We start from the raw sequence: 17,017 nt of genomic DNA, 5'->3' as shown, positions 1-17,017 counted from the left end.
CGCGCTGCCATCCAGCCTCCCTAGTTCAGCTGGTTAACGTTACCATCCGTGATTCAGTAAGGCGCCCCATTGACATCCCTTCTCAGGGGCCAGACAATCCCCGATGTCTGTGAACGTTCACAATGCTCGCGAATCCTCGAATCTGCCATCGCCTCGAGAGAAGAGACACCGTGACCGGTCCATCCCACACCAGGCGCGGTCTGCGCCTCAGTTCCCTGATATCGACAGGTGCCCTGGTCGCCGCGGCCACGTTGGGCACCACCGGGCTGTCGGCGGGCGCCGCACACGCCAGCTCGCACCCCGCCTTCGTCTCCGATCCCGCCTCCACGGTCAACACGCTGGTGATGACCTCCGGCGGCGGCAACGACTTCCCGGGCGCGGACGCGCCGTTCGGCATGGTCCAGTGGAGCCCGGACTCGGTGAGCGACCGCAACGCCGGCGGCGGCTACGACTACAGCGACCCCCAGACCCGCGGCTTCTCGCTGACCCACGTGTCCGGCCCCGGCTGCGGCGCGATGGGCGACGTGCCCATTCTGCCGCTGACCGGCGGGCTGCCCTCCGGCGACCCGGGCTCCTACGACCAGTCGATCGACCACGGCACCGAGGTCGGCAACGCCGGCTACTACACCGTGGACACCGGCTCGACCCCGATCAAGACCGAGCTGACCGCCACCGCGCACACCGGCATGGCCCGGTTCACGTTCCCGGCCACCAACCAGGCCGACGTCCTGCTCAAACTGCTGGACAGCCAGAACGGCACCAGCGCCTCCAGCGCGCAGCTCGTCGGGAACGACGAGGTGGTCGGCACCGCGACCTCCGGCGGCTTCTGCGGCGAGGCCGGCAGCTACACGCTGCACTTCGACATGGTCTTCGACCAGCCGTTCACCTCGGCCTCGCAGATCGTCACCGAGTCCGGCCAGCCCGGCCCGAACTCGGTGTTCCTGCAGTTCGACGCCAGCTCCAACCATGTGGTGCAGGCCAAGGTCGGACTGTCCTACGTGAGCGCCGCGAACGCCACCGCCAACCTGGCGGCCGAGAACTCGGGGTTCGACTTCGACGCGGTCCACACCGCCGCGCACAACGCCTGGAACGCCCAGCTGGGCAAGGTCCAGATAGCCGGCGGCACCGCCAGCCAGCAGCAGCTGTTCTACACCTCGCTCTACCACGCGCTGCTGCACCCGAACACGGTGACCGACGTCAACGGCCAGTACATGGGCTTCGACAACGCCGTGCACACCGCGCCGGCCGGCCATCCGCAGTACGACCAGTTCTCCGGCTGGGACGTCTACAAGGGCCAGACCCAACTCGAGGCGATGCTCGACCCCTCGGTCGCCTCCGACGCGGCACAATCCCTGGTCAACGACTACGCCCAGGGCGGGACCTTCCCGCAGTGGGGCTTCATGAACTTCTACAACTGGGTCATGGACGGTGACCCGGCCACGGCCGCGATCTCGAACTACTACGCGTTCGGCGGCACGAACTTCGACACCTCCACCGCGTTGTCCGACATGCTCACCGAGGCCACGACCGACAACAACGTGCGCCGCGGCACCTCGCTGGAGAACCTCTACGGCTACCTGCCGTCCGACCTCTACACCTCGGCGCTGGGCTGCTGCAACGTGCGCGACACGGCCTCCAGCCTCATCGAATACGACAACGCCGACTTCGCGCTGTCCCGCTTCGCCAACTCCATGGGCGACTCGACCGACGCCACCAAGTTCAACGTCCGGGCCAACAACTGGAAGCACATCTTCAACCCGGCCAACGACCTGCTGAACCCCCAGCAGAGCAACGGCACCTTCGACAGCATCACCACCTCGACCACGACCGGCTTCACCGAGTCCACGGCCGCGCAGAACCGCTTCGACGTCGGCTTCGACCAGCCGGCCCTGGCCGCGCTCTACGGCGGGAACAGCACGATCAACGCCGATCTGGACTACTACTTCCAAAGCTCCAACAGCGACCAGCCCGACCAGTCCTTCCTGTCCAACGAGGTGGACCTGGGCACCCCCTGGTTCTACGACTGGACCGGCGAGCCCTCACACACCCAGTCGGTCGTGAACCGGGTCGAGAACCAGCTGTATCAGGACACTCCGGCCGGCTTCCCGAACAACGACGACCTGGGCACCATGTCCGCCCAGTACGTCTGGGGCGCGCTGGGCATGTACCCGGTGACCCCGGGCAGCGCGGACCTGGCGTTCAACAGCCCGCTGTTCACGCAGATCGCCATCCACCTGGACTCCGGCAACACCGTCGCCATCAACGCCCCGGCCGCCTCGGCGAGCAACTACTACGTGCAGTCGCTCACCGTCAACGGCACGGCCAGCACCCACACCTGGCTGCCGGCGGCGAGCTGGAAGTCCGGCGTCACGCTGAACTTCACCCTCGGCTCCTCGCCGTCGACCTGGGGCTCCGGGGCCGGCGACGCGCCGCCGTCGTACGACGACAGCACCCTGCCGGGCACCGGCCCGCTGGTCTCCGGGATCGCCGGCAAGTGCGCGGACGACAGCGACCGCGGCACCACCGACGGCACCAAGGTCCAGCTCTACACCTGCAACAACTCGGTCGCGCAGCAGTTCACCGTGCGCTCCGACGGCAGCCTGGGCATCATGGGCGGCTGCCTGGACGTCAGCCAGGGCGGCACCACCAACGGGACGCTGGTGCAGCGGTACACCTGCAACCAGACCGGTTCGCAGGTGTGGCAGCCACAGTCCAACGGATCGCTGGTGAACCCGCAGTCCGGCAAGTGCCTGGACGATCCGAACAGCACCACGACGGACGGGACGCAGTTGCAGATCTACACGTGTGACAACACGCCTGCCCAGGTGTGGAAGTTGCCGTCATGAGCCCGCGCTGAGCGTGCTGTTCGCTCTGTGATGTGACGTGATGCGACGTGATGTGACGTAATCAGGGGCCTGGTTCATGTGAACCAGGCCCCTGATGCTGTACTCCCTCGCGTCTACGGCGCCGAGCCGTGGCTGCCGTTGCACATCGGGACGTTGCCGTAGGCGCCGTTGTTGTCGCCGCCGTGCGCGTTGACGGCGTTGACCCAGCCCCAGTTCTTGCCGGCGCCGTTGGCCTCAGTCCAGGCCCACCAGTTGTTGTAGTACTGGCCCTGGTGCACGGTGCTGCCCTGGGCCTGACAGATCACCCAGTTCGTGCCCGCGGGGATGTAGCCGAGGGTGGAGCCACCGCTGTCGACCACCGGGGAGCCGCTGCCGCCGGTGTCGAACCCGCAGTTGATCCCCGTGCCCTGCGACGTCGAGACCGAGCCGCCGCACGGCACGGCGGCCGGCGCCGGGGCCTGCTGCGACGTCGAAGCCGGCGGGGCGACGACACTGCTGTGCGTGGGCGGCGGCGCCTGCGAGGTGGTGTGCGAGGCCGGGGCGCTCGACGAGGCCGCGGACGTGTGCTGGGCCGACGACGAGGACTGCCCCTGACCCGTCGGACCGCCCTGCGCGGGCGCGGATCCGGAGGCCGAGCTGGTACTGCTCCCGGCGGGCGGGGCGCCGCCTGAGGTCGGCAACGCATCGCCCGGCTTCGAGGCGGCGCCGCCCGGGAGGTCCCCGCCGTCCTTGCCGGACATGCTTTGGGAGGCCGCCGCGTTCGCGCCGTTGCCCTGTGCCGACGGGTTCGACTTGCTGCCGCCGGAGGCGAACGCGACGACGCCGACCGCCACCGCGACGACGGCCACCGCAGCCCCGCCGATGAGCAGGGCGGGCTTCTTGCGGCGCTCGGGCAGCTGCTCGGTGTCGCCGGAGCGGCGCGGCGGTCGCTGGCCGTGCGGAGCGTACGGGCCATCGGGGCCACCAGGACCGCCCGGGCCGCCGGGACCGCCAGGACCACCGGAACCGTCGCGCCCGGACATGTCGCCGAAACCGGCGGCGTTGTGCGCGGCACCGGTGAGACCGCCGGCACCGGCACCGGCGTCGGCACCGGGACCGAAGTCGACGCCGAAACCGGCCGCGCCGCCCGAAACTCCCGGTCCACCCGAACCGCCCGAACCACCCGAACCGCGAGGCCCGCTCGGAGTAGCGGCGCCACCCGGACCGGAACCCGCGCTCGCACCCGCGGCCCCGCCGGCGAACCGCGGGTCGTTGTGCACGTTCAGCCGCGCGGTCTCGGCCGCCGCGTGCGCCGCCGTCAGGTCGTAGTCCCGCACCGTGTGCATGGCCAACGGCTTGGGCAGCCAGCTCGTGGCCAGCTCCAGCGTGTCGCCGGTGGTGCCGCCGCCGGACCAGTCGGTCAGGGACATCGGTACGCCGGGCCAGTCGCTGGCGCCGCGCAGCCGCGCGGCCTCGTCGGCCATCCGCACAGCGTCCGGCCGCTGCGCCGGGTCCTTGGCCAGGCACTGCGCCACCAGCGGCCGCAGCTCCTCGGGCAGCTCGGCCAGATCCGGCTCGGCGTGCACCACCCGGTAGGCGACCGTGACCGGCTCGCCACTGCCGAACGCCAGCTTGCCGGTGGCCGCGAAGGCCAGCACCACGCCGCCGGCGAAGACGTCGCCGGCCGGCAGCATCGCCTGGCGCTCGATGCGCTCCGGCGCGATGAAGCCGGCCACCCCGAGGACGCCGGCGTGGGTCGCGGTGAGCTTGGTGTCGTCGGTGGCGCGGGCGATGCCGAAGTCGATGATCCGCGGACCGTCGGCGGCCAGCAGGATGTTGTTGGGCTTGATGTCCCGGTGCACCACACCGGCCGCGTGCACAGCCTCCAGCGCCTGGCCCAGGCACTGCGCCAGCACCGCGACGGTCTCGGTGGGCAGCGGCCCGAACCGGTTGACGGCGGCGTCCAGCGTGGGCCCGGCGACGTACTCGGTGGCCAGCCACGGCGACTCGGCGTCCGGGTCGGCGTCCAGCACCCGGGAGATCCACGGCCCGCTCACCCGGCGCGCCGAGGAGATCTCGCGGCGGAAGCGGGCCCGGAAGTCGGGGTCCTGCAGGAAGTCGTTGCGGACCACCTTCACCGCGGCCGGTCTACCGGCCGGATCCCAGCCCAGGTAGACACTGCCCATACCGCCGGCTCCCAGCCGACCGGTCAGGACGTAAGGTCCGATCCGGTGCGGGTCCCCGGCACCAAGCATCTGCATCGTCATCGGCCCCCATCCCGTTCTGCGACTGACGATCAGATGGTTACCATACCGATGATGGGCATGATCGTGGTCATCAACCGCCGTGGAACGGGCGCAACCCGCGCTTAGTGCGACCTACAGCCTCACCTATCACCGCTGCCAGAGATCGCCTTCCCCGCGGTCCCAGTCCGAGGCACGCCTTCGACCTCCGTGCAGATCCCGAACACCCGCGCATGTCCGGTCCAGCCGTAGTCCGCACCACGCGTCTTTCCAGCGAGGTCAGCCGCGCGCGCCGGGCTCGGGATCGGCCTCAGTCCCGGCCCCGGACTCAGTCTCAGTCTCAGTCTCAGCCGCAAGTCCGGGTCCAGATTCAGTCTCAGCCCCGGTCTCGGTGCCGATCCCGGCCGGGTCCCCGCTCCCAGCCCCCGCACCACCGACCCCGCTCCCCGGCCAAGTCCGCAGCCCGCGCACCAGCCCCAGGAACGCGCGCTCGGCCGGCGACAGCAGCCGGTCGCGCCGGTAGGCGATCACCACCGGGCGCGAGCGCAGCGGCGGGTCCACCTCCAGGACGGCGAGGCGGCCGTCGCGGACCTCGGCGTCGATGGCGTGCTCGGAGATCAGGCTGATGCCCAGGCCCGCGGCGACCGACTGCTTGATGGTCTCCGGGCCCCACATGTCGGCCTTGGCCATGTCGTCCAGGTCCCAGCCGATCAGGGCCGCCTCCTGGAGGTCGCGGGTCTGGGAGCCGGGTTCGCGCAGCAGGAAGCGCTCGCCGACCAGGTCGGCGGGGCTGACGGTGCCGGTCTTGGCCAGGTGGTGGCCGGGGGCGGCGACCAGGAGCAGGCGTTCGTCCAGGACGGTCTCGGTCTTCAGCTGGGGCGCTCCGGGTTGGCCGGCGACAATCGCCAGGCCGAGTTCGCCGTCCAGGAGGCGCTTCACGATGAGTCCGTTGTTGCCGACAACAATGTCGCACTCGATGTTGTGGTGGCGGTCGCGGAAGCGGGCCAGCAGGTGCGGCAGCAGGTAGGTGCCGACCGTGGTGGTGCCGCCTACTTCCAGGCGGCCGGTCTGGACCCCGGAGACCTCGCGGATGGCCGCGACCGCTTCCTCGGTGAGCAGGAAGACGCGGCGGGCGTACTCGACCAGCACTTCGCCCTCGGCCGTGGGGCGGATGCGAGGGCCCGAGCGGTCGATGAGGGTGGTCTGGAGAGACTGCTCGAGGTTGCGGACGTGGTTGGAGACCGAAGGCTGGCTCATGTAGAGCTTCTGCGCGGCGGCCGAGAAGCCGCCGGTCTCGACCACGGTCATGAAGATCGACAAGCGGTGCAAGTTCAGCTGCGTCACGGTGAATCCACTTCCCACGCTCCCTGCCCCGTGACCGTCAGCCTAATCCGCCGGGTTAACAACGCGCGGCCGCTCAGCGACCGGCGCGGATCTTGGAGATGGCCGTTTCCAGCGAGGTCAGGAACCTCTCCAGCGTCGACAGCGGCAGCTCTCCCATCGTGGCGACCCGGAAGAACGTCTTCGCCAGGTCGCCCTGCCCGGCGTAGATGACGAAGCCATCGGCCTTCAGCGCGTCGTGCAGCTCCGGGTAGGAGATGCCTTCCGGCAGATAGATCATCGAGATCGAGTTGGACCGGTGCTCGGCCGGGATCAGGACCTCCAAGCCCAGGCGGGCCAGGCCGGCCCGCACCAACGCGGCCCGTTCCTTGTACTCCGCCACCCGCGCCGCGACGCCCCCGCGCTCCTCCAACTCCCTGATCGCCTCGTCGAGGGCGAAGCAGACCTGGACCGCCGGCGTGAACGGGACGTCGCCCTTGCGCTGGCCGGTGAGGTAGGTGTCCGCGTTCAGGTACAGCGAGCGGACCGGTACCTCCTGAAGGCGCTCGATCCCCCGGTGCGAGCACAGGATGAACGAGATGCCGGGCAGCCCGTGCAGCCCCTTGTTCGCGGTGCCGCAGATGATGTCGGCGTTCAGGTCCTCGTGGCCCTCGTCCTCGATCGCGGTGGCACTGATCGCGTCCACCACCATCAGCACCCCGGCCTCCCGCGCGATCCGGCCGATGGCCCCGACCGGGTTGACCAGGCCGGTGGTGGTCTCGTGCTGGACCACCGCGACGGCGTCCACGTCCGGGTGCTCGGCCAGCGCCGCCCGCACGGCCTGCGGGTCGGCCGGATCGGTCCACGCACCGCCGACCGAGTGCACCGTGATCCCGTGGACCTCGGCGATCCCGGCCAGCCGGTCGCCGTAGACACCGTTGCGGACCACCAGGATCGAGCGGTCGGCGCGCACCGCGCTGATCACCGCCATCTCCATCGCGGAGGTGCCCGAGCCGGTGACGACGATCGCCTCATGGGTGTCGGCGACGTTCAGCACCCGGGTCAGGCCGGACCGGATCGAGGCCAGCAGCTCGGAGAACTCCGGCTCACGGTGACACCAGTCGCCGCGGCCGAGGGCGGCGCGGACTCGGTCGGAGGTGCACGCCGGACCGGGGTTGAGAAGAACGAGAGAGCCGCCGGGGTTCGCAGTCATAAAGCTCAGGCTAGGCGCGCGATCATGGACCGCGCGATGGCCGTTCCGGCATGGCGGCCATAGCCGAAACCGTGGTGGCGCCGGGGATCGCGCTTTCCCGACGGGGAAGCGTCAGCCCCGCCTCAGCTCGCTTCGGCGCCGGACCGGGCGCCGCCGCGGCGCGCCTCCTCCTGCACGAACCCCAGCGGGTCGGCCAGCAACGGCTGGAACGCCTTCTCCGCCGCGCCGATCAGCGTCGAGTCCGCACCGAGTCCCGGCGTCACCAGGCGCACGCCCTCGCGCACCACGCCCAGGCTGCCGGACAGCAGGTTCGCCCGGATCTGTCCCTCGACGGCCGGGAACAGGTCCCCGAACAGCCCGCCGAAGATCACCATGCTCGGGTTGAACACCGTCACTATGTTGGCCACGCCCAGCGCGATCCAGCCGCCGATGTGCTCCAGCGCCCGCACCGACTTCTCATCCCCGGCCGCGGCCTCGGCGACCAGTTCGGCGACCGTGGCCCGGCGGCCGTCGGCGTGGCCGGCGGCGGCCAGGATCGCCGGTTCGCCGATCTCGGTCTCCCAGCAGCCGCGCGCGCCGCAGCGGCACAGCCGGCCCGAGGGGTTGACCACCATGTGGCCGACCTCGCCGGCGTAGCCGTCGTGGCCGGACATGGCCTCGCCGCCGGCGATCACCCCGGCGCCGACGCCGACCTCGCCGACCAGGTACACCACGTCGTCGCAGCCGATCGCGGCGCCGCGGGTGCGTTCGGCCAGCGCGCCGAGGTCGGCGTCGTTGGCCACGGCCACCGGCGCGCGGATCCCGAAGGTCTCCACCAGCCGCCGGTGCAGGATGTCGCCGAGCGGGGCGTCGCCCCAGTCGTCCCAGTTCATGTTGGGCACGAAGCGGAGCATCCCGTCGGTGGAGCGGACGGCGGCCGGAACCGCCGCGCCGACTCCGGCGCACAGGGCGTCGGACGGGATGTCACCGGAGGACAGGAGTTCGCCGGTGAACCGTTCCAGGTGGCCCATCACGTCTTCGATGTCGTAGTCGCCGCGCGGGCGGTACAGCTCGCGCCGGTCCAGGACCTGGCCGCCGAGCCCGACCCGGGCGGCGACCAGGAAGTCGACGCCGATCTCGTAGGCGAGCGCGAAGACGTGCGGCGCCCTGGGGACCACGACCAGCGAGGGCCGGCCGGCCCCGAGGTGCCGGCCGGGCAGTTCCTCCTGGACCAGCCCGGCCGAGGTCAGGTCGGCGGTCAGCGCGCCGATCGTCGAGCGGTTCAGGCTCATGCTGGCGGTGAGCACGGCCCGCGAGGTCGGTCCGTGTTCGTGGACGTAACGCAAGAGAGTCGACAGGTTGTGCCGGCGCAGCTCCTCCTGGGTCACTCCGTAGGCGAACCCCTTGCGGGCCCTCATGGTTCTCTCCTCGCTGCGCGTTTCCGACGCGTTTGGGCCGGTTCCAGCCAGTCTCGGCCATCAGCGGCCGAGACTGGCGCCTTTCACGGCCCTCAGCGCGAGTCGGCCCCGCCGACCCGGCGGGACGCCGCGTCGAACCCGGCTGCCAACAGCAGCACCAGCCCGGTCACGATCCACTGCCAGGCCTGGCTGTTGGCTCCCTTGATCAGGTCGCCCATGCCGTTCTGGATGACGGCCACGACCAGCCCGCCCCAGACCGCGTCCATGATCCGGCCGCGCCCGCCGAACAGGCTGGTGCCGCCGATCACGGCCGCGCCGACGGCCAGCAGCAGGGTGTTGCCGGCGCCGAAGTTCGAGGCCACCGACTCCAGCTGCGAGGCCTGCACGATGCCGGCCACCGCGGCCAGCAGGGAGCAGACGACGAACACCGAGATGCGGATCCGGTCGACCCGGATACCGGCGCGGCGCGAGGCCTCGTCGTTGCCGCCGACGGCGTAGACGTGCCGGCCGTAGCGGGTGCGGCTGAGGATGAAGGTCAGCCCGACGGTGAGGACGATCAGCAGCAGGACGACCCAGGGGATGCCCTCGATCTTCAGGTTGTTGAAGAACGCGTTCTGCTGGATGGCCCGGTTCTCGCCCAGGACGTAGACGAAGATCGCGCCGAGGATCACCATGGCGACGGTCTTGGCGACGGTCACCAGGGTGGGCTCGGATTCCAGGCCCGCGGACCGACGGCTGACCGCGATGCGCAGCTTCACCAGGGCGTAGCCGCCGGCCACCACGGCCAGCATGACCCAGCCCAGCCACAGCGGCATCAGGTTGTTGTTGTAGCCCTCGAGCGTGATGATCGGCTTGGCGGCCTGGTCCGGCAGCGAGACCGAGCCGGCCTTGCCGACCTGCATCAGCACGATGCCCTGGAAGGACAGGAACGCGGCCAGGGTGACGACGAACGAGGGGATCCGCGCCTTGGCGCGCAGCCACCCGATCAGGAACCCGAGGACCGCGCCGGTGATGACGGCGAGCAGCACCGCGAAGTACCACGCCATGTTGTGCCGCACGATCATCACGGCCATCAGGGCCGCGCACACACCGGAGGCGGTGCCGGCGCTCAGGTCGATCTCGCCGAGCAGCAGCACGAACACCAGGCCCATGGCCAAGATGATGATCGGCGCCGCCTGGGTGACCAGGTTGGCGATGTTGTACAGCGACAGGAAGCCGGGCTGCACGATCCAGAAGAAGACGACCAGGACGATCAGGCCGGCGACGGCGGGCAGCGAGCCCATCTCCCCGCCGCGGGCCCGCTCGACGCGCTCGCGGCCGTAGCCCAGCAGCGTTGTGGCCGCCTTGGCGGGCGGGACCGCGTCCTGGACGGGACTGGGCTTGTTCTCGGTGGCAGGCTGGGTGCTCATTCGGCTGCTCCCTGAACCCCGTCGGTTCCGTCTGTTTCCTCGGTGCCGGCCGCCGCTTCCGCGTCGGCGGCTACGGCGTCGGCGACTGCGGTGTCGGCGGCTGCGGCCGGCTCGTCGGCGATGCCGAGTGCCTCGACCACCTGGGCCACGTTGCCGTTGCCGTTGCCGTTTCCATTGCCGTTGGTAGCGGGCACCAGGCCCATGGTCCCGGAGTGCCCGGCCGTGATCAGCTCGACGATCTGGGTCTGCGTCACGTCGGCCCGCTGGACCTGCGCGGCGGTCTTGCCCAGGTACAGCGCCACGATCCGGTCGGCGACCTCGAGCACGTCGCGCATGTTGTGCGAGATCAGGATGACGGCCAGGCCGCGGTCGGCCAGCCGGCGCACCAGTTCCAGCACCTGCGCGGTCTGGGCCACACCCAGCGCGGCGGTCGGCTCGTCGAGGATGACCACCTTGGAGTTCCACAGCACCGACTTGGCGATCGCGACCGTCTGCCGCTGACCGCCGGACAGGCTGGAGACCTGCTGGCGCAGGGACTTCACGGTGCGCACCGACAGCCCGGAAAGGGTCTCGCCGGCCATCCGCTCCATGGTGTTCTCATCGAGCGTGCGCCAGCCGGAGACCCGCTCGCGGCCCAGGAACATGTTGGCGACGATGTCCAGGTTCTCGCACAGCGCGAGGTCCTGGTAGACGATCTCGATGCCCAGCGAGGCCGCGTCGCGCGGGTCGTGCACCTTGACCGGCGCACCCTCGAACAGGTACTCGCCGCTGTCGATGGAGTACGTGCCACCGATGCACTTCACCAGCGTCGACTTGCCGGCGCCGTTGTCGCCGACCAGCGCGGTGACCTCGCCGACGTGGGCCTCGAAGTCGACGTCCTGCAGGACGTGGACCGGGCCGAAGGATTTGTTGATCGCCCGCAACTTCAGGATCGGCTCGCCCGATCCCGTCGTCCGGGGTGTCACGGACGTGGTGGTTTCCGTCACCTCACACCTCTCTCAACTCATGACGCCCAGCAATCGAACGGTCGAGCCAGAGCGGTCGAGCCCGAACGGTCTTGCGGGACCGACCGCCGGTTCGCGGTCGTTCCATGGGCTTCGCAGGGGATTTCAGAGCTCCCGCGGAGCGCTGGAGACCGGCGGCCGACAGCACCGGGGATTGGGAACCCGGTGCTGCGGCCGCGAGTCGGGGCAGCTGCCTACTTGATGCCGGCCGCGGTGCACAGCGCCTGGAAGGAGCCGGTGCAGACGTCGGCGGCCTTCTGGTAGCCGTCGGTGAAGGGCAGGGTGATGTTGGTCTTGTCCACCATGACCGGGGTCGCCAGGTAGGACGGCACGTCACGGTTGCCGGTCGGGTCGTGGACCGTCGCCGGAGCGGTCGGCTTCTGACCGGACAGGATCTGGCTGGCCAGCTGGACGGCCACGTCGGCCTCGCCCTTGACCGGCTTGTAGATCGTGAAGCACTGGTCGCCGGTGAGGATGTTCTGGATGCCGGAGACCGTGGTGTCCTGACCGGACACGGCCACCTTGCCGTTCAGGCCCTGCTGCTTCAGCACGGTGATGACGGCGTTGGCCATCTCGTCGTTGGCGACCATGACCGCGTTCAGGTCCGGAGCGCCCTGCAGCAGCTTCTGGAACACCGACTGCGCGGTACCGGCCGGGGTGTCCCAGGCACCGGACTGGTCGCCGGCCAGGGTCCAGCCGGGCAGCGCCTTCAGCACGCTGTCGTAGCCCTGCTTGAACAGCGTCGCGTTGTTGTCGGTCGCGGCGCCGTCCTCCTCGACGTACTTGACCGCGGACTTGCCCTTGACCTGCGAGCAGTTGGCCAGGGACTGGCCCTGCAGCTTGCCGACGGCCACGTTGTCGAAGGAGACGTAGTACTGCGCGCTACCGCCGAGCGTGAGCCGGTCGTAGTCGATGGTGACGACGCCCTTGGCCTGGGCCTGGGCCTCGATCGCCTTGGCCGAGCCGGAGTCCAGGTTGACGATCATCAGGACGCCGACGCCCTCGTTGAGCATCGACTGCGCCTGGGAGGTCTGCGTGGTGGCAGAGCCGTTGGCGTTCTGGATGTCGCACTTCAGGTTGTACTTCGCACACTGCGCCGTGAGCTCGTTGGGGTCGGAGTTGACCCAGCGCGGCGAGGAGTTGGTGTCCGGCAGCAGGACGCCGACCTTGTTGTTCTTGTAGCTCGTGGGAATCGAGCCACTGCTGCTGCTCGAGGAGCCGGTGCTGGCGGCGGTCGAAGTGCCGCCTCCTGAGGAAGAACTCTTGCTACCGCTGCTCTTCGAGCTGCTGCAACCGGCTGCGCTCAGTGTCACTGCGACGCCGAGTGCGGTGACGACGAGGATCGCCTTACGCATTGGAGCTTGCCCCTTTCTGGTCCGCACGTCGCCTACCCCCGGGAGGCGCCGCCGATATGTTGACGCGGAAAACCTATTCGTGAATCTGCCATGATCGCCATGAACTTGGGGACACGAATACGCCATGAACGCGTTACGAAACGGCAACGTAGACGATCGCCCCGCTGGCGGAAGCCGGGCGCGGGTCACGGCGCGGACCTCAAAACTCTCAACGCCCGCGGTCCGGTGCCGGTGGGGCGCCGGGCGGCGAATGCCGTTCCGTAGCCGGGCCGACACCCGCCGGTGTGGCCTACGGCTTCCGGGCCCGGGCTCCCCGGGAACCGGAAGCAGGTCGACTAGCGTTTCGCCCATGTTCACTGCGAGCGACCGCGACCAGATTCTCAGGACCCTGATCGAGCGGGCCGAAGCCGATCCGGACGTCACCGGCGCCGTGCTGCTGGGCTCCACAGCCTCCGGCGACGCCGATCGGTGGTCCGATCTCGACGTCGCTTTCACCGTCGACGGTGCGGCCCGGGCCGGGGTCGCGGGGGTGGCCGAGCGCTGGACGGACTGGTTGGCGGCCGGGCCCGGCGTCGTCCACCACTGGGATCTGCCGACCGGGACGGCGCAGCTCATCCGGGTCTTCCTGCTGCCGAACGGGTTGGAGCTGGACCTGAACTTCTATCCCGAGGGCGAGTTGGTGCGGCGCGGGCCGGCGTGGCGGCCGGTGTTCGGCGACTTCGCGGACGATAAGGCCTGGACGCCCACACCGAACCCCGGCGCCGAGACCCGGGAGACCGGCCTGACGTGGCACCACCTCCTGCACGCCCGCACCTGCGTCGAACGCGGCCGGGACTGGCAGGCCGAACACTGGATCGGGCAGGCCCGGACCCACATCATCGCCCTGGCATGCCTTCGGCTCGGCTACCCGACCGCCTACGCCAAGGGCGCGCATCTGCTGCCGGCTGAGGTGAGCGAACCGTTGCGCGGCACGCTGGTGCGCTCGCTCGATACGGACGAGCTTCGACGGGCCCTGATGGTCGCGGTCGAGGCTTTTGAGCGGGAGCTGCTGCTGCATGACCCGGCGCTGGCCGAGCGTTTGAGGCCGCTGCTGACAGAAGGCTGATGGCGGTCGCCCTGATCAGGCCGACCGGTCCGACCAGACCGACCAAGCCGATCAGTCCCAGTGCGAAGGCCGCGTCAATCCGATCGGGATCTTCGTGCTCTGATCCCCCCGCGCGGCGTTGACCTGTGCCTGCGTCACGAATATCGCGTCGGTCAGATCGGCCCCGGCCAGGTTCGCGTCCCGCAGATCGGCGCCGATCAGATCCGCGCGCCGTAAATCAGCCCCCGAAAGATCGGCGCCGATCAGATAGGCGCCCCGCAGGTCGGCGCCGCATAAGTCGGCGCCTTTCAGCCGGGCGCCGATCAGGTCCGCGCCGCGTCTGTCCTTCTTCCTGCCTCCGCCGACACCGGCGCGAACCAGGGCGCTGACTTCGGAAAGCAGCTCACTGACACCGACCCGGTGCGCGGCGACATCGAGCGCTAACAACTTATTGATCGGAAGTCGCGCCAAGCGTTCGGTCTCCTGGGCCGACCACCCGAGTTCGGTGCGCAGCGCCGAGGCCGAAGCCAGGGTCTCGGCCTCGGCCAGGTACCACAGCATCTCGTGGAGCTGGCGCAGGACCGGCAGCGCGGCGAACATCTGCGGCGCGGTGTGCGGCGCCTCGCGCCACGACACGCCGCCGAACGTCTCCTGGGACAACCGCTGGCCGGCGCCGAAGCAGTCGTAGACGGTGCAGCCCTGGAAGCCGCGACCGCGCAGGCCGGTGTGGATCGAGCAGCGGTCGTCGGCGGCCAGGTTGGGGCACGGCGTCCCGGGGGCCTTGTCGATGGCGAAGTCCTGGGACGCCGTGAACGCCAGTCCCACGCAGCACAGCGCGAAGCAGTTCGTGCAGTCGGCCGTCAGATCGGCGCGGTCGGTCCGCTCGGCGCTGGGCATGTGTGGTCGTACCTATTTCTCGCGGCTGCTGTCCGGCCGGGCTCAGAGCTGCCGCATCACTTCGTTGGCGATGAGCTCGACGTGGTCCAGGTCCTGCAGGTCGAGGATCTGCATGTAGACGCGCTGCGTGCCGATGCCCGCGTAGCGTCCCAGCTTCTCGACGACCTCGGCCGGGGTGCCGGCCAGGCCGTTCTCGCGCAGCTCGGCCGGCTCGCGGCCGATCGCGGCGGCGCGCCGGGCGATCTCGGCCTCGTCCCGGCCGACGCAGGCCACCAGCGCGGCGGAGTACGTCATCGACTCCGGGGTCCGGCCGTTGGCCGCCACGGCCTCGCGGACGGTGCCGAACAGCTGCTCACTGTCCTCGAAGGACTTGAACGAGGTGTTGTACTCGTCGGCGTACTGCGCGGCCAGGCGCGGGGTCCGCTTCGGGCCGCCGCCGCCGATGACGATCGGCGGGTGCGGCTTGGTGACCGGCTTGGGCAGCGCTGGGGAGTCGGTGAGGGTGTAGTGCTCGCCCTTGAAGTCGAACGTCTGGCCCTCGGGGGTGTTCCACAGCCCGGTGATGATCTCCAGCTGCTCCTCGAAGAGGCCGAACCGCTTCTCCGGGAACGGGATGCCGTAGGCGGTGTGCTCGTCGCCGAACCAGCCGGTGCCCAAGCCCAGCTCCACCCGGCCCGGGCCGGCCATCGCGTCGACCTGCGCCACCGAGATGGCCAGCGGGCCGGGCAGCCGGAAGGTCGCCGGGGAGACCAGGGTCCCCAGCTTGATGCGGCGGGTGTCCCGCGCCAGGCCGGCCAGGGTGATCCAGGCGTCGGTGGGGCCCGGCAGCCCGGTGACGGAGCCCATCTTCAGGTAGTGGTCGGAGCGGAAGAACGCGTCGAAGCCCAGGTCCTCACTGGCCTTGGCGACGGTGAGCAGAGTGTCGTAATCGGCGCCCTGCTGGGGCTCGGTGAAGATGCGCAAGTCCATGGGGACTAGCCTCGCACACCCGGCAAGGCTTCCGGTCACCTGACGAGCCGGGTCGCCACCGGTACGGCAGGATGGCGGCATGCGCATGCCCTACGTCAACAGCCGCCTGGCCCCGATGGGCACCACCATCTTCGCCGAGATGTCGGCGCTGGCCGTCGCCACCGGCTCGATCAACCTGGGCCAGGGCTTCCCGGACACCGACGGGCCCGAGGAGATCAAGCGGGCAGCGGCCGAGGCCGTACTGGCCGGCCACGGCAACCAGTACCCGCCCGGCGCCGGCATCCCCGAACTGCGGGCCGCCGTCGCCGCGCACCAGAAGCGCTTCTACAGCCTGGACTTCGACCCGGACACCGAGGTACTGATCACGGCCGGCGCCACCGAGGCCATCGCGGCGGCACTGCTGGCGCTGCTGGAACCGGGCGACGAGGTAGTGGCGTTCGAACCGTATTACGACTCCTATACGGCCTGCATCGCGATGGCCGGCGGCGTGCGGGTGCCGGTGACCCTGCGTCCGCCGCACTTCCGCCCCGACCTGGACGCACTGCGCGCCGCCGTCACCGACCGCACCCGCCTGCTGCTGCTGAACACCCCGCACAACCCGACCGGCATGGTGCTCACCCGCGCGGAGTCGGAGGCGATCGCGCAGCTGGCACGGGAACGGGACCTGCTGGTCGTCACCGACGAGGTCTACGAACACCTGACGTTCGGCCCCGAGCACATTCCGCTGGCCACCCTGCCGGGGATGCGCGAGCGCACGGTGACGATCGGCTCAGCAGGCAAGACGTTCTCGTTCACCGGCTGGAAGGTCGGCTGGGTCACCGCTCCCCCGGCCCTGGTGTCCGCCGTCCGCAGCGCCAAGCAGTTCCTGACCTACGTCGCCAGCGGACCGTTCCAGTACGCGGCCGCAACCGCACTGGCCCTGCCGGACCAGTACTTCACGACGCTGCGCTCCGACCTGGAGCGCAAGCGCGATCTGCTGGCCGACGGGCTGAGCGCGGCCGGGTTCGAGGTGTTCCGGCCGGACGGAACGTACTTCGTCACGACGGATATCAGTGGACTGAGCGACAAGGACGGCGCGGCGTTCTGCCGGGAGCTGCCGCAGCGGTGCGGGGTCGTCGCGATCCCGAACCAGGTCTTCTACGACGACACCGAGGCTGCGCGGAGTTTGGTGCGGTTCGCGTTCTGCAAGGGGGACGAGGTGTTGGCTGAGGCTGTGGAGCGGTTGGGGCGGTTGGGGCGGTTGAGGGGGTAGCGCCGCGTCGGTGGGGCTGGAGTTTGTGGGCCGGGTTGCGGTTGGGGTG

Annotated in this window: 12 protein-coding genes; 3 read left to right on the top strand and 9 right to left on the bottom strand. The window is 70.1% G+C overall.

The features are described from left to right. Positions 1-170: 170 nt before the first annotated feature. Complete coding sequence (locus KGQ19_RS50020) at positions 171-2,846, top strand: GH92 family glycosyl hydrolase (protein WP_307856514.1); 2,676 nt, start codon at positions 171-173, stop codon at positions 2,844-2,846. Positions 2,847-2,959: 113 nt separating this feature from the next. Here KGQ19_RS50020 and KGQ19_RS26340 read toward each other — a convergent pair whose 3' ends face one another. From KGQ19_RS26340 to KGQ19_RS26310, 7 genes are all read right to left on the bottom strand, one after another. Beyond that, positions 2,960-5,092, bottom strand: coding sequence for a serine/threonine-protein kinase (locus tag KGQ19_RS26340; protein WP_212013048.1), 2,133 nt, complete (start codon positions 5,090-5,092; stop codon positions 2,960-2,962). A gap of 255 nt (positions 5,093-5,347) precedes the next feature. Beyond that, positions 5,348-6,412, bottom strand: coding sequence for a LysR family transcriptional regulator (locus KGQ19_RS26335; RefSeq protein WP_307856513.1), 1,065 nt, complete (start codon positions 6,410-6,412; stop codon positions 5,348-5,350). Between the two features lie 73 nt (positions 6,413-6,485). Then, a complete protein-coding gene (locus KGQ19_RS26330; RefSeq protein WP_212013046.1) occupies positions 6,486-7,601 on the bottom strand; it encodes a pyridoxal-phosphate-dependent aminotransferase family protein in 1,116 nt (371 codons plus the stop codon). A gap of 122 nt (positions 7,602-7,723) precedes the next feature. Beyond that, a complete protein-coding gene (locus KGQ19_RS26325; RefSeq protein WP_212013043.1) occupies positions 7,724-8,998 on the bottom strand; it encodes an ROK family protein in 1,275 nt (424 codons plus the stop codon). 92 nt (positions 8,999-9,090) lie between these two features. Next, a complete protein-coding gene (locus tag KGQ19_RS26320) occupies positions 9,091-10,407 on the bottom strand; it encodes a sugar ABC transporter permease (protein WP_230419474.1) in 1,317 nt (438 codons plus the stop codon). Then, on the bottom strand, positions 10,404-11,372 hold the full coding sequence (locus tag KGQ19_RS26315; RefSeq protein WP_413563212.1) for an ATP-binding cassette domain-containing protein: 969 nt from the start codon (positions 11,370-11,372) through the stop codon (positions 10,404-10,406). Before KGQ19_RS26315 ends, KGQ19_RS26320 begins: the two co-directional genes overlap by 4 nt. Before the next feature lie 233 nt (positions 11,373-11,605). Continuing rightward, entirely contained in the window at positions 11,606-12,766 is a 1,161-nt protein-coding gene (locus tag KGQ19_RS26310) for a sugar ABC transporter substrate-binding protein (RefSeq protein ID WP_212013039.1), read from the bottom strand. Between the two features lie 349 nt (positions 12,767-13,115). Here KGQ19_RS26310 and KGQ19_RS26305 point away from each other — a divergent pair, with 349 nt between their 5' ends. Next, positions 13,116-13,871: a nucleotidyltransferase domain-containing protein gene (locus KGQ19_RS26305; protein ID WP_212013037.1), complete on the top strand. Its 756-nt coding sequence runs from the start codon at positions 13,116-13,118 to the stop codon at positions 13,869-13,871. Positions 13,872-13,922: 51 nt separating this feature from the next. On the opposite strand, the gene KGQ19_RS26300 is transcribed toward KGQ19_RS26305, so the two are convergent. Together KGQ19_RS26300 and KGQ19_RS26295 are read right to left on the bottom strand one after the other, a co-directional pair. Then, complete coding sequence (locus KGQ19_RS26300; RefSeq protein ID WP_212013035.1) at positions 13,923-14,747, bottom strand: pentapeptide repeat-containing protein; 825 nt, start codon at positions 14,745-14,747, stop codon at positions 13,923-13,925. A gap of 42 nt (positions 14,748-14,789) precedes the next feature. Then, positions 14,790-15,716 (bottom strand): LLM class F420-dependent oxidoreductase, encoded by a 927-nt coding sequence (locus KGQ19_RS26295; RefSeq protein WP_212013028.1) that lies wholly within the window; start codon positions 15,714-15,716, stop codon positions 14,790-14,792. A gap of 79 nt (positions 15,717-15,795) precedes the next feature. Between KGQ19_RS26295 and KGQ19_RS26290 the strand changes: the two genes are divergently transcribed. After that, a complete protein-coding gene (locus KGQ19_RS26290) occupies positions 15,796-16,968 on the top strand; it encodes a pyridoxal phosphate-dependent aminotransferase (RefSeq protein WP_212013026.1) in 1,173 nt (390 codons plus the stop codon). Positions 16,969-17,017: the final 49 nt, after the last annotated feature.

This window comes from Catenulispora pinistramenti, assembly GCF_018274385.1.
GTDB classification, from domain to species: domain Bacteria; phylum Actinomycetota; class Actinomycetes; order Streptomycetales; family Catenulisporaceae; genus Catenulispora; species Catenulispora pinistramenti.
The sequence above is the reverse complement of the archived record's forward strand: the minus strand, read 5'-3'. Positions and strand labels throughout refer to the sequence as shown.

What these genes read in the sequence shown, in the direction of transcription:
- KGQ19_RS26340 (WP_212013048.1), bottom strand. Translation starts at nt 5,092, where the DNA reads ATGACGATGCAGATGCTTGGTGCCGGGGACCCGCACCGGATCGGACCT.
- KGQ19_RS26330 (WP_212013046.1), bottom strand. Translation starts at nt 7,601, where the DNA reads ATGACTGCGAACCCCGGCGGCTCTCTCGTTCTTCTCAACCCCGGTCCG.
- KGQ19_RS26325 (WP_212013043.1), bottom strand. Translation starts at nt 8,998, where the DNA reads ATGAGGGCCCGCAAGGGGTTCGCCTACGGAGTGACCCAGGAGGAGCTG.
- KGQ19_RS26320 (WP_230419474.1), bottom strand. Translation starts at nt 10,407, where the DNA reads ATGAGCACCCAGCCTGCCACCGAGAACAAGCCCAGTCCCGTCCAGGAC.
- KGQ19_RS26310 (WP_212013039.1), bottom strand. Translation starts at nt 12,766, where the DNA reads ATGCGTAAGGCGATCCTCGTCGTCACCGCACTCGGCGTCGCAGTGACA.
- KGQ19_RS26305 (WP_212013037.1), top strand. Translation starts at nt 13,116, where the DNA reads ATGTTCACTGCGAGCGACCGCGACCAGATTCTCAGGACCCTGATCGAG.
- KGQ19_RS26300 (WP_212013035.1), bottom strand. Translation starts at nt 14,747, where the DNA reads ATGCCCAGCGCCGAGCGGACCGACCGCGCCGATCTGACGGCCGACTGC.
- KGQ19_RS26295 (WP_212013028.1), bottom strand. Translation starts at nt 15,716, where the DNA reads ATGGACTTGCGCATCTTCACCGAGCCCCAGCAGGGCGCCGATTACGAC.
- KGQ19_RS26290 (WP_212013026.1), top strand. Translation starts at nt 15,796, where the DNA reads ATGCGCATGCCCTACGTCAACAGCCGCCTGGCCCCGATGGGCACCACC.